Genomic DNA, 12,454 nt, shown 5'->3' with positions numbered 1-12,454 from the left:
GTGACACCTTTATTCTGGTATCGCCGGGAAAGACCAAGCAGCATCAAAAAAATCAGAACAATGTCCTATCTCGACAACATCCGCACCTTTGTTCGTGTCTATGAATTGGGCAGTATGTCCGCAGCCGGGCGCGATTTGCGGGTCTCTCCGGCGGTGACCTCGTCCCGAATCTCGCAGCTTGAGGAACATCTGGGTGTGCGGCTGTTCCAGCGTACGACACGCAGCCTGACGCCGACAGAACAGGGACAGTCATTTTACCGTGGCGCGACCGATGTGCTGCAAGCGGTCGAAAGCGCCGAGGCGCAGATCGTCAACATCACTGAGAATCTCAAGGGCTCGCTGTATGTCGCCGCGCCGTTGGGGGTGGGACGACGGTTGATCGCGCCGCAGGTGCCCGCGTTTCTGGCCAAGTACCCAGAGGTGAACGTGCGACTGCGGCTGACCGACCGAAAGGTCGATCTGACCACCGAAGGGTTAGACCTGGCCTTTTTCCTCGGCCAGCCAGAGGACAGTAACCTGCGCATCCGAAAGATTGCGGATGTGGACCGGATCCTGTGCGCCTCACCGGACTATGTCGCCGAACGTGGGATGCCCGTCAGCGGTGACGATCTGGTCTCCGATGCGCATGAATGTCTGAGCCTGCGGTTTCCTGGCGCGACAGAGTTCCAGTGGCTGTTGCGCACCCCGGCGGGGCCGAAACGGTTCCGCGTGGCGGGCCGGTACGAATCCGACGATGGCGATGTGCTGACCGACTGGGCGCTGGCGGGTCATGGCATCGCGATGAAGCCGGTGTTCGAAATCGCCGACCATCTCAGGGCCGGAACATTGATCCCGGTGGCCAAGGACGCATCGCCGGAACCGATCCAGATGGCGTGTCTGTTCACCCATCGCCGGATGCAGGACCCCAAGACGCGGCTGTTCATGGAGTTCATGATTGACCGCATCGCCTCAACGATTCGTGCGACGTCTGGGGTTCTTTGAGGGTGTTTCAGCTTCCTCTGTATGTTGCGTATCCGAAGGGGGAGAGGAGGAGGGGGACGTGGTAGTGTGTGGGGTGTGACATGCCAAATCGGATCGGGATGATGTCGAGGAACCGGGGGTCTTCGGGCGGGGTGCCGCAGGCGTCGAGGTAGGCTCCGGCGTGAAAGACCAGCTCGTAGGTGCCGGTTTCGAACTGGTCTGCGGGCAGGATCTGTGCGTCGGTGCGGCCATCGGCATTGGTGATCACTGTCCGGAGCAGGCTGCGGGTGTCGCCGTCGATGCGCAGCAGGTCGATGCGCATGCCCTGCGCCGGGCAGCCGCGTGCGGTGTCAAGAACATGGGTGGTGAGATAGCCGGTCATGGTGTGCGTCTCCTCAGATCATGTGCAGTCTTAGGCCAACTGCGCTGGCAGAGACAAAGCCGGTCTGCCCGAATGGTCCTTTTTGTTTTTCTTGAAAAACAGTGAGGATTTTCTGGTTTATTCATGAGTTCAAGAAAAAGGATACACCTGTGACACGTTACCCACGAGACATGATCGGCTATGGTGCCCAGGCCCCGGCGGCGGCCTGGCCGGGGGGCGCCCGGATCGCGGTTCAGATCGTTCTGAACTACGAGGAGGGCAGCGAAAACAACATCCTGCATGGCGACGCGGCATCCGAGGCGTTCCTGTCAGAGATCACCGGCGCGCAGCCCTGGCCGGGGCAGCGGCACTGGAACATGGAATCGCTGTATGACTACGGCGCGCGGGCCGGGTTCTGGCGTCTGCACCGGCTGCTGGGCGATCTGCCGATCACGGTGTTCGGCGTGGCCAGCGCACTGGCGCGGTCGCCGGATCAGGTGCGGGCGATGCAGGGCGCGGGCTGGGAGATTGCCAGCCACGGGCTGAAATGGGTCGAACACAAGGACATGTCGGCCGAGCAGGAGCGCGCGCAGATCCACGAGGCGATCCGCCTGCACACAGAGGTGACCGGCAGCGCGCCGCGCGGCTGGTACACCGGGCGCTGTTCGATGAATACGGTCGATCTGGCGGCAGAGGCGGGCGATTTTGCCTATATTTCGGACAGCTATGCGGATGATCTGCCCTATTGGGCCCGCGCGGGGGGCAAGGACCAACTGATCGTGCCCTATACGATGGACTGCAACGACATGCGTTTTGCGATCCAGGCGGGGTTCACCAATGGCGACCAGTTCGAAAGCTATCTGCGTGACAGTTTCGACATGCTGTATGCCGAAGGGCAGGCGGGCGCGCCGCGGATGCTGTCGATCGGGCTGCATTGCCGCATCGCGGGCCGGCCGGGGCGGGCGATGGCGCTGAAGCGCGCGCTGGACCATATGCAGGGCCATGAGGGCGTCTGGTTCGCCACCCGCGAACAGATTGCTGATCATTGGGCGCAGGCGCACCCGCCGGTGCCGCGCGCGCGGCCCTCAACGATGGATAAGGTGCGCTTTGTCGCCGAATTCGGCGGTGTGTTCGAACACAGCCCGTGGATCGCCGAAGGCGCGCACGATCTGGAACTGGGGCCTGCGCATGACACGGCGACAGGGGTGCATTCGGCGCTGGCGCGGGTGTTCCGCTCTGCCAGCGAGGAGCGGCGGCTGGGCGTGCTGACGGCGCACCCGGATCTGGCGGGCAAGCTGGCGGCGGCGGGACAGCTGACCGCCGAGAGCACGGCGGAACAGGCGGGCGCGGGGCTGGACCTGCTGACCGACGATGAGCGCGACAGCTTTACCCAACTGAACGACGCCTATACCGCCCGGTTCGGCTTTCCCTTCATCATTGCGGTGCGCGACCACACCAAGGCGTCGATCATGGCGGCGTTCCAGCAGCGGCTGGCCAACAGCCGCGACGCGGAGTTCGCCGAGGCCTGCCGTCAGGTCGAACGCATCGCCGAGGTGCGGCTGATCGAAAAGCTGGGCGCATGAGCGCGCGCATCCCGGTACAGCCGCTGACGGCGCAGGGGTTTGCCCCCTTTGGCGATGTGCTGGATGTCAGCGGCGATGCGGATAAGATCATCAATCAGGGCCTGTGCGGGCGCTATCACGACCGCGCGGCGCTGGAGTTTGTCGAGGGCCGCGCCGGGATCAGCCTGTTCAAGGCAGAGCCGCGCGCGCTGCCACTGAGGCTGGACATGATGGAGCGTCACCCGGACGGCAGTCAGGCGTTCCTGCCAATGAGCCTGGACCCGTTTCTGGTCATCGTGGCGCCGGATCAGGGCGGTGCGCCGGGGCAGCCCATCGCCTTTATGACCGCGCCGGGGCAGGGGGTGAACTATCACCGGGGCGTCTGGCACGGGGTGCTGACGCCGCTGCATGCGCCGGGGCTGTTTGCGGTGGTCGACCGGATCGGCGCGGGCGCCAACCTGCAAGAGCATTTTTTCGACACGCCCTATCACATCGAAGGATAAGACCGCGCCGCGCAAGACCGGCGGGTGCGGAAGGACACATCAGAGGGGACTGGAAATGGCTGACACAAGCATCGGAACGCCAGAGCAACTGCGCGATCCGGATTACACACCGCCGCTGATCAAGGCGGTGCCGCTGGGCATCCAGCACGTTCTGGCGATGTTCGTCTCGAACGTCACTCCGGCGATCATCGTCTGCGGCGCGGCGGGGTTCGGCTTTGGCTCGAACTCACCCGACTTTCCGCAGATGATCTACATGATCCAGATGTCGATGTTCTTTGCCGGCATCGCGACGCTGTTCCAGAGCATCGGTGTCGGTCCGGTGGGGGCGCGGCTGCCGATCGTGCAGGGCACCTCGTTTGCCTTTATCCCGATCATGATCCCGCTGGTGGCGGGCAAGGGCGTGGATGCCATTGCGGTGCTGATGGGCGGCATCCTTGTGGGCGGTCTGTTCCACGCGGTCCTTGGCCTGTTCATCGGCAAGATCCGCTTTGCGTTGCCGCCGCTGGTGACGGGGCTGGTGGTGACGATGATCGGCCTCGCGCTGGTCAAGGTCGGCATCCAGTACGCCGCCGGGGGCGTGCCTGCGATTGGCACGCCGGAATACGGCTCGGGGCTGAACTGGCTGATGGCCGGGACGGTGATCCTTGTGACGCTGGGGCTGAAGTTCTTTGCCCGCGGGATGCTGTCGGTCTCGGCGGTGCTGATCGGCCTGCTGGTCGGCTATGGGCTGGCTTTTGTGTTGGGTCAGGTGAACCTTGGCAATGTCGGCCGCGCGTCCAGCTTTGCACTGCCCAACCCGTTGCATTTTGGGCTGGAGTTCTCGGTCGCGGCGATTGTCGGCTTTTGCGCCATGTCCTTTGTGTCGGCGGTGGAAACCGTCGGCGACGTGTCGGGTATCACCAAGGGCGGCGCGGGGCGTGAGGCGACGGACAAAGAGATCCAGGGCGCGACCTTTGCCGACGGTATCGGCACGGCAATCTCTGGCCTGTTCGGCGCGTTGCCCAACACCTCGTTCAGCCAGAACGTCGGGCTGATCGCGATGACCGGCGTGATGAGCCGCCATGTGGTGACCATCGGCGCGGTGTTCCTGATCCTGTGCGGACTGGTGCCCAAGATCGGCGCGATCATCTCCTCGATCCCGATCGAAGTGCTGGGCGGCGGTGTGATCGTGATGTTCGGCATGGTCGTGGCGGCCGGTATCTCGATGCTGTCGGACGTGACCTGGAACCGCCGCAACATGGTGATCTTTGCGATTGCGCTGTCGCTGGGCCTTGGCCTGCAGCTGGAGCCGGGGGCGCTGCAATACCTGCCCGGCACGATCAAGGTGCTGGCGACATCCGGCATCCTGCCCGCCGCCGTGATCGCCATCGTGCTGAACCTGGTGCTGCCCGAAGATCTGTCCGACGAATCCACCGAAGAAGTCTCCGGCGGTATGGCCGGACATGGCAAAGGGTCGTTGGGACAGAGCGGTCAGGCCTGACGACACCCGGTGGCGTTGACCCTGCCCAAAAAACAGGCGAAGCGGCGTGCGAAAGCGCGCCGCTTTGGCTTTTGGGGGGGAGACCAAAAAATGAGCCCAGACTATGTTATTCTGATACTTGCGGGATTTGGCGCGGGTGTCGTCAATACCATCGCGGGCGGGGGCACCTTTTTGACCTTTCCGGCGCTTGTGTGGGCGGGTGTCCCGCCGGTGGCGGCCAATGCCACCAGCACAGTTGCGGTTTTCCCCGGATACCTTGGCGGCACGCTGGGTTATATCGCCGAACTCAAGACCCTGTCGCGCCGACAGTTGATCCGCCTGACGGCAATCACGCTGGCCGGAGGATTGGTCGGGTCGCTGTTGCTGCTGGTGTCGTCGAACGAAGCCTTCTCACTCATCGTGCCCTTTTTGTTGCTGTTCGCCACCACGGCCTTTCTGTTCGGCGCACGGCTGAAAGCATGGGCAGAACATGCGGCGGGCGGCTTTCGCCCCGAAGGCGCGGTTGGCCTGTTTCTGGTCAGTCTGTACGGCGGGTATTTCAACGGCGGCTTGGGGATTGTCTTGCTGGCGCTTTTCGCGCTCTGGGGCTGGCGCGACATTCATCTGATGAACGGCGTCAAAAGCGGGCTGTCGTTTGCCCTGTCGGCAATTTCGGTTGTGACCTTCGCCGTGGCCGGGATTGTCGTTTGGCCGATGGCCATGGTGATGATGGTTGCCGCGATCATCGGCGGCTACGCCGGAGCGCATGTCGCCAAGGCCATCCCTGCATGGGTCGTCCGCGCCATCGTTGCTACCATCGGCTACGGGATGAGCGTGATCTTTCTGCTGCGCCTTTTCTGAACGCAACCGCCCCGGTCCCATAGGGGCCGGGGCGGTTGGAAGCTGTCACTTTCCCTGTCGGGAGCGGCGTCAGAAATCGACCTCGATGGCGATGCCCTGTGCGACCGCTAGATCGACCACCGCCGCGGCAACCGCGAGATCCTGAAGACCGACGCCGGTGCCGTCGAACAGGGTGATCTGGTCGTCCGACGTCCGTCCCGGATGGCTGCCGTTGATCACCGCGCCAAGCTGGGCGATGTCGCTGTCGCGGATCAGACCCTGCGCCACGGCGTGCTGTGCCTCGCCGATGCTGACCGATTGCGCGACCTCGTCGGTGAAGACGGCGGCGCGGGCCAGCAACGCCGCCTCGACCTCTTGTTTGCCTTTGGTGTCGGTGCCCATGCAGGCCACATGCGTGCCGGGACTGACGTGATCGGCCATCAGCGACGGGCCGAAGGCCGAGGTGATTGAGATGATCACATCCGCCGCGCGCATCCCCGGCAGGTCCACTGCCTCAAACGGGACACCGGCCTCTGTCGCGACCTTTTCGATGTTGGGCAGCATTTCGGGGTGGTAGTTCCAGCCGATCACCTTGTCGAATGTGCGCTGCTCCAGTGCGGCGCGCAGTTGGAAAGTTGCCTGATGGCCCGCCCCGATCATGCCCAGCACCTTGGCGTCCTTGCGCGCCAGATGTTTGATAGACACCGACGACGCCGCCGCGGTGCGCAGGGCCGTCAACAGGTTGCCGCCCACCATCGCCTTGACCATGCCGGTGTCGGGGTCGAACAGGAACACCGTGGACTGGTGATTGATCAGCCCGCGCTTTTCCAGATTGTGCGGCCAGTAGCCACCCGCCTTCAGACCTAGCGTCAGACCGGCGCGGTCAAAGCCGCCCTTAAAACCGTACAAGGCGTCCTCGTGGCCAATGGCCTCTCGCACGACAGGAAAGTTGTAGGCGTCATCAGAGGCCATGGCGGCAAACACCTGTTCCACCGCGTCAAAGGCCACGTCGCGGGTCATCAGATTGGCGATTTCGCGTTCGGGTACGATCAGCATGGTAGTCTCCCAATGGGGGTTTCGACCTTGGCCCCGCTGTCGCGCCAATGGCCGCCGGGACGCAGTGCGCGACAAGGGGGCAGACGATCAGCGGGGGGCCGAAGAGTATCAATGATTTCGTGCGCCCATGTGCCATTGCCGGAAGGCGAGCATACACACGGGCGTCTCTCCGCCTCCTCCCGAGACGGACCTTCCTTACCCAGCGACAGGCTTAGTAGGCGTGACCGCGCGCCGACACCGGCCAAACGGTTTCGACCTTGCCGTTCCGCACGCCGACGTACCAGTCATGCACGTTGGCGGTGGGGTCGCAGTGGCCCGGAACCAGCTTAAGCTTGTCATTGACTTGCAGCGCGCCGGTCGGGTCCATGACGACGCCGTGTTCGTCCGAGCATTTGACGTATTCCACGTCCGTGCGGCCAAAAATCACCGGCAGACCGCTGTCGACTGACTGCGCCTTGAGGCCCGCGTCAACGATGGCCTTGTCGGCCTTGGCGTGGGACATGACGCTGGTCAGGATGAAAAATGCATTTTCCCATTCGCCTTGGTCGATGCGGTTTCCGTCTTTGTCCAAGATGCGGCCATAATCGGCATCCATGAAGGCGTACGATCCGCACTGCAGTTCGTTGTACACGCCGCTGGTCGACTCAAAGTAGTATGACCCGGTGCCGCCGCCGCCGACGATGTCGCACTCCAGCCCCTCGGATTTTAGCGAGTCTACGGCGTCTTTGACCATGGCCACCGCGACATCCAGCTTGGCCTTGCGGTCGTCGTAGCTGTCCATGTGCTGCATCGCGCCCTGATAGGCCTGAATGCCGGAGAATTTCAGGCCCTCGGCCGTGTCGATCGCCTTGGCGATGTCCACAACAGCCGGTGTGGTGGTCACGCCGCAACGGCCCGCGCCACAGTCGATTTCCACCAGACATTCGATTTCGGTGCCGTGCTTGACCGCCGCCGCCGACAGATCTGCGACATTGGCCACGTCATCCACGCAGACGATGGTGCGCGCGCCCAGTTTGGGCAGCCGCGCCAGACGGTTGATCTTGGCCGGGTCGCGGACCTGATTGGAGACCAGAACATCCTTGATGCCGCCACGGGCAAAGACCTCGGCCTCGGACACCTTCTGGCAGCAGACGCCACATGAGCCGCCAAGGCTTTCCTGCAGTTTGGCCACGTCAACGGATTTGTGCATCTTGCCATGCACCCGGTGGCGCATCCCGTGGGACGCGGCGTAATCGCCCATCTTTTTGATGTTGCGCTCCAGCGCATCCAGATCCAGCACAAGGCAGGGGGTCTGGATGTCGGCCTCATCCATGCCGGGCTTGGCCGGAATGTCATAGCCTACTTCGAAATCGTCGAGATTGGTCATGTCTTTCATGTCCGCGCTCCTCTGTCGGAATTGATGGTGTTCGGGTCGGTCAGGCGGCGTTGAGCCAAGGCAGCTTGTCCAAGTCGACGTTGCCGCCGGTGATGATCAGGCCAACGCGTTTGCCGCGAAAGGCGTCGGGGTTTTTCAGGATCACGGCCAGAGGCACGGCACTGGACGGTTCCATCACGATGCGCAGGTGTTTCCATGTCAGCTTCATCGCGTCGATGATTTCCTGATCGGACGCGGTGTATATCTCGCTCACATAGGTGGACACGAAATGCCATGTCCGCTCTTTGAGGGGCACCAGCAGACCGTCGGCGATGGTTTTGGGCGCATCATCTGCAATGATGTGCCCGGCCTTGAAGCTGCGATAGGCGTCATCGGCCTGTTCCGGCTCTGCCGCGATGACCTGCGTTTGGGGGGCCAGCGTCGACAGGGTCAGGCAGGTGCCAGAGATCATGCCACCACCGCCGATAGGGGCGACAACCATGTCCATCCCGTCGGTCTGTTCCATGAACTCTTTGGCACAGGTGCCCTGACCCGCGATCACACGCGGATCGTTGTAGGGATGGACAAAATCGCCCCCGGTCGCGGCCTGTACCTGAGCAAATGTCGCCTCACGCGAAGACGTTGACGGGTCGCATTCGGTGATGTTGCCGCCGTAGCGGCGCACGGTGTCCTTTTTGGCCTGCGGGGCGGTGCGCGGCATAACCACGTTGCAGGGGATGCCACGCCGCATGGCGGCGTAGCTGAGGCAAGACGCGTGGTTGCCCGACGAATGTGTGGCCACGCCCTTCTTCGCCTGATCCTCATTCAACCCAAACACCGCGTTGGCAGCGCCGCGCACCTTGAAGGCGCCCGGCTCCTGAAAGTTCTCGCATTTGAAGAACAGTTGCGCGCCTGTAAGCTCGTTCAGGTAGTCCGACACGCGCACCGGGGTGCGGCGGATATAGGGTTCAATCCGCTTGTGCGCGTCCAGCATGTCCTCATAGGTCGGGATATACATGTCGCCCTCGGTCATCATGCGGCGTCCTTTTGGGCAGCGATCCCGTGATTGCGATAGTAGTCCTGTGCCGCAGCGACGCCAGAGCCCAACGTGATGTCCAGACCAAGGTCGGCCATGCACATCTCCGCCGTGGCAATGCCGGACAGCATCATGACGTCCGTCAGGCTGCCAAGGTGGCCGATGCGGAACACCTTGCCCGCGACCTCACCCAGACCGACACCAAAGGCGACGCCGTATTTTTTGGCGGCGTGGGTGACGATGTCGGTGGCGTTAAAGCCGTCCGGCGTCCGGATCGCGCTGACCGTGTCGGACCAGACTGACGGATTGGCGGCACACAGCTCCAGTCCCCAGGCCGCGACGGCGGCGCGCACACCCGATGCGATCCGGTTGTGACGGGCAAAGACATTCTCCAGCCCCTCGGTCAGCAGCATCCCACATGCGACATTCAATCCGTTCAGCAAGCCGACGGCGGGCGTGTAGGGGTAGGCGTTGTTGGCATAGCCCTTGGCCATGTCATGCACGTCAAAAAAGGTGCGCGGGAGGGTGCCTGTCTTGGTGGCCGCCATCGCCTTGGCGCTGAAACCGACGATGCCCAGACCGGCAGACAGCATGAACCCTTTTTGTGAGCCGGTCACGGCAACGTCGACGCCCCATTCGTCAAAACGGAAATCCATTGACCCGATCGAGGACACGCCGTCAACGAACAGCAGGGCAGGGTGGCCCGCCGCATCCAACGCCCGGCGGACCGCCGCGATATCGGATTTGACGCCGGTGGCGGTTTCGTTGTGGGTGGCCAAAACGACCTTGATCTGGTGGCTCTTGTCGGCGGTCAGGATTTCCTCGTAGCGGTCGGCAGGCAGGCCCTCGCCCCATGGGGTTTCGACTATCTGCACGTCCAACCCGTGACGTTGACACATGTCGATCCAGCGGTGGCTGAACATGCCATTGCGGGCCGACAGCACCTTGTCACCCGCCGACAGTGTATTGGTCAGCGCGGTTTCCCAGCCACCCGTTCCGGTCGAGGGAAAGATGAAGATCTCGGCGCTGTCGCTCTTGAGAACCTTACGCACGCCCTCTCGCGCCGGATGCAGGATCTGGCCGAACAGCGGCGAGCGATGGTCGATCGTCGGCATGTCACAAGCCTTGCGGAGGTTTTCCGGGATGTTGGTCGGACCCGGGATGAAAACGGGGTTCTGAAAGCTCATGGGTGGTCTCCTTCCATCGTTATGTGCACCATACGAGGGGGGCGGAGTGCGCGATACTATTTTGAAAATGACCTGCACAATGCGTGAAGTCCGGATTAATCTTTGTTTGTCAGAGGGTTGTTTTTTTCATATGATGAATTCGCCTTTCACTGAAAAACAAAGGGTTCTTATGGATTCTCAAGGTAATGACGCGGGACCACGCCGCAAGGCGCGCGGCAGGCCCCGGGGTTGGGAGGACAAGACCGCCCAGAACACGATTAAATCTCTGGATCGGGCGATGGAGGTGTTCGAGTATCTGAGCGAAGCTCAGGGCAAACCGCTGACCCTGCTTGCAGATGAAATGAGCCAGTCGCCCGCCACGGTCTACCGCATCCTTGTCACACTGGAGGGGCGCGGACTGGTCGAGTTCGATCCCGAGGAACAGCTGTGGCATATCGGGCCACAAGCCTTTGTCATCGGTGCACGGTTCCTGCGGCGCACCTCGCTGGTGGATCGCGCGCGCCCGATCATGCGTAAATTGATGGAGGCGACCGGAGAGACCGCCAACCTTGGCATCGAAAAGGAGGGGGCGGTGCTGTTCCTCAGCCAGGTCGAGACGCACGCCAACATTCGCGCCTTTTTTCCGCCGGGAACCCTGTCACCGATGCATGCGTCGGGCATCGGAAAGGCTCTGCTGGCCCATATGGATGAGGATCGGTTGGACCGGCATCTGGCCATGTCCGAACTGATCGCTTTCACCGAATGCACGCTGGCCGATCCCGAGGCGCTGAAGGCGGATTTGCGGACAGTGAAAGCACAGGGATATTCCGTCGACAACGAGGAAAAGAACTCTGGGATGCGGTGCATCGCGGCCCCTGTGTTCGACATGAACCAAGAGGCGGTGGCGGGGATCTCGGTGTCCGGGCCAACCAGTCGGGTCAGCGAGGCACATATCGAACGGCTAAGCCGCCCCGTGATGGAGGCGGCTCGGCACTTGACCTTTGCAATCGGGGGGGCGGTTGCGGCACCCCCGACCTGAGGCGCGAAGGCGGCGGTCTATCTGCGGCCAAGTCGCAAGGGCATGTGCCGGTTCACGTCCTTGTACAGCAGATAACGGAACCGACCGGGACCGCCCGCGTAACAAGCCTGCGGGCAGAAGGCGCGCAGCCACATGTAATCCCCTGCTTCGACCTCGACCCAGTCGTTGTTCAGCCGGTAGACCGCCTTGCCCTCCAGCACATACAGCCCGTGTTCCATGACATGGGTTTCCAGAAACGGGATCACGGCCCCCGGCTCGAACGTGACCACGGTGACGTGCATATCATGGCGCAGATCGGACGGGTCGACAAAACGGGTTGTCGCCCATTTGCCGTCTGTTCCGGGCATTACGGTCGGCGCGATGTCCTGCTCATTCAGGATCAGCACATCGGGGGTATCCAACCCCCCGACCGGCTCATAGGCTTTGCGCACCCAATGAAACCGCAGGGTTTCCGGGCCGTCGTTGCGCAGTGTCCAGCCGCTGGAAGGCGGCAGATAGGCATAACCGCCCGGTGTCAGTTTATGGGTCTGGCCATTGACACGCAGTGTGGCGGTGCCCTCGACCACAAACAAAACGCCTTCGGCCTCTGGGTCCGCCTCTGGGTGATCGGACCCGCCACCGGGTTGCACTTCCATGATGTACTGCGAAAAGGTTTCGGCAAAGCCGCTGAGCGGGCGTGAGATGACCCAAAGCCGGGTTAGATCCCAGAACGGCAAAAAGCTGGTCACGATATCGCGCATCGTGCCTTTGGGGATCACTGCATACGCCTCTGTGAACACTGCGCGGTCGGTCAGCAATTGGTCCTGGCCGGGATGGCCTCCGTGTGGGGCATAGTACTTGGTGCTCATGGATGCTCCTGAAGGCAAAAAAGGTGTTGTCCGGAATATGCGTCGCAGAGTGGCCATGGACCACCCGCAATGAAGAAACAGCTCTTTTCCGAAAGATTTGAAAATGCTGTGAATCTGCGGAAAGATTGGAAAAATGGGACGGCGGGTGCGTGCGCTCAGCAAGTGTTCGCTGTTGCGATTTGGGGTGTCGGCGCTTTTCCGAAACTCTGCCGACATCGACGAACATCCCGGTTGCTTTTCAGGCTGGGTGCCCGAAAATGGCCCGATACC

Annotated in this window: 12 protein-coding genes; 6 read left to right on the top strand and 6 right to left on the bottom strand. The window is 62.4% G+C overall.

What is annotated here, in order from left to right; genetic code table 11:
• Positions 1-60: 60 nt before the first annotated feature.
• Positions 61-981 carry a LysR family transcriptional regulator gene (locus ANTHELSMS3_RS20500; RefSeq protein WP_094036486.1) on the top strand — a complete coding sequence of 307 codons (921 nt, stop codon included), beginning with the start codon at positions 61-63 and terminating at the stop codon, positions 979-981.
• A 7-nt stretch (positions 982-988) separates the two neighbouring features.
• On the opposite strand, the gene uraH is transcribed toward ANTHELSMS3_RS20500, so the two are convergent.
• Positions 989-1,342 (bottom strand): hydroxyisourate hydrolase, encoded by a 354-nt coding sequence (uraH, locus tag ANTHELSMS3_RS20495; RefSeq protein ID WP_094034348.1) that lies wholly within the window; start codon positions 1,340-1,342, stop codon positions 989-991.
• Positions 1,343-1,491: 149 nt separating this feature from the next.
• Between uraH and puuE the strand changes: the two genes are divergently transcribed.
• The 4 genes from puuE (at position 1,492) to ANTHELSMS3_RS20475 (ending at position 5,706) form a co-directional block, all read left to right on the top strand.
• Positions 1,492-2,904 (top strand): allantoinase PuuE, encoded by a 1,413-nt coding sequence (gene puuE, locus ANTHELSMS3_RS20490; protein WP_254694797.1) that lies wholly within the window; start codon positions 1,492-1,494, stop codon positions 2,902-2,904.
• Positions 2,901-3,386, top strand: a complete 486-nt coding sequence (locus ANTHELSMS3_RS20485) for an ureidoglycolate lyase (RefSeq protein WP_094034350.1) — start codon at positions 2,901-2,903, stop codon at positions 3,384-3,386. The genes puuE and ANTHELSMS3_RS20485 overlap by 4 nt, the downstream gene beginning before the upstream one ends.
• Positions 3,387-3,441: 55 nt before the next feature.
• Positions 3,442-4,866 (top strand): uracil-xanthine permease family protein, encoded by a 1,425-nt coding sequence (locus ANTHELSMS3_RS20480; RefSeq protein ID WP_094036485.1) that lies wholly within the window; start codon positions 3,442-3,444, stop codon positions 4,864-4,866.
• Between the two features lie 90 nt (positions 4,867-4,956).
• A complete protein-coding gene (locus tag ANTHELSMS3_RS20475; RefSeq protein ID WP_094037270.1) occupies positions 4,957-5,706 on the top strand; it encodes a sulfite exporter TauE/SafE family protein in 750 nt (249 codons plus the stop codon).
• Positions 5,707-5,775: 69 nt separating this feature from the next.
• Here the strand turns inward: ANTHELSMS3_RS20475 and bhcD are convergent, their stop codons facing one another.
• From bhcD to bhcA, 4 genes are all read right to left on the bottom strand, one after another.
• Positions 5,776-6,741, bottom strand: coding sequence for an iminosuccinate reductase BhcD (gene bhcD, locus ANTHELSMS3_RS20470; RefSeq protein WP_094036484.1), 966 nt, complete (start codon positions 6,739-6,741; stop codon positions 5,776-5,778).
• A 211-nt stretch (positions 6,742-6,952) separates the two neighbouring features.
• Entirely contained in the window at positions 6,953-8,116 is a 1,164-nt protein-coding gene (bhcC, locus tag ANTHELSMS3_RS20465) for a 3-hydroxy-D-aspartate aldolase BhcC (RefSeq protein ID WP_094036483.1), read from the bottom strand.
• Positions 8,117-8,156: 40 nt separating this feature from the next.
• Entirely contained in the window at positions 8,157-9,128 is a 972-nt protein-coding gene (gene bhcB, locus ANTHELSMS3_RS20460) for a beta-hydroxyaspartate dehydratase BhcB (protein WP_094037269.1), read from the bottom strand.
• Positions 9,128-10,318: an L-aspartate--glyoxylate aminotransferase BhcA gene (bhcA, locus tag ANTHELSMS3_RS20455; RefSeq protein ID WP_094036482.1), complete on the bottom strand. Its 1,191-nt coding sequence runs from the start codon at positions 10,316-10,318 to the stop codon at positions 9,128-9,130. The genes bhcB and bhcA overlap by 1 nt, the downstream gene beginning before the upstream one ends.
• A 169-nt stretch (positions 10,319-10,487) precedes the next feature.
• On the opposite strand from bhcA, the gene bhcR reads away from it, so the two are divergent.
• Positions 10,488-11,336 carry an HTH-type transcriptional regulator BhcR gene (gene bhcR / locus ANTHELSMS3_RS20450; RefSeq protein WP_094036481.1) on the top strand — a complete coding sequence of 283 codons (849 nt, stop codon included), beginning with the start codon at positions 10,488-10,490 and terminating at the stop codon, positions 11,334-11,336.
• 17 nt (positions 11,337-11,353) lie between these two features.
• On the opposite strand, the gene ANTHELSMS3_RS20445 is transcribed toward bhcR, so the two are convergent.
• Positions 11,354-12,184, bottom strand: coding sequence for a bifunctional allantoicase/(S)-ureidoglycine aminohydrolase (locus ANTHELSMS3_RS20445; protein ID WP_094036480.1), 831 nt, complete (start codon positions 12,182-12,184; stop codon positions 11,354-11,356).
• Positions 12,185-12,454: the final 270 nt, after the last annotated feature.

Source organism: Antarctobacter heliothermus (assembly GCF_002237555.1).
Lineage (GTDB): Bacteria > Pseudomonadota > Alphaproteobacteria > Rhodobacterales > Rhodobacteraceae > Antarctobacter > Antarctobacter heliothermus_B.
The sequence above is the reverse complement of the archived record's forward strand: the minus strand, read 5'-3'. Positions and strand labels throughout refer to the sequence as shown.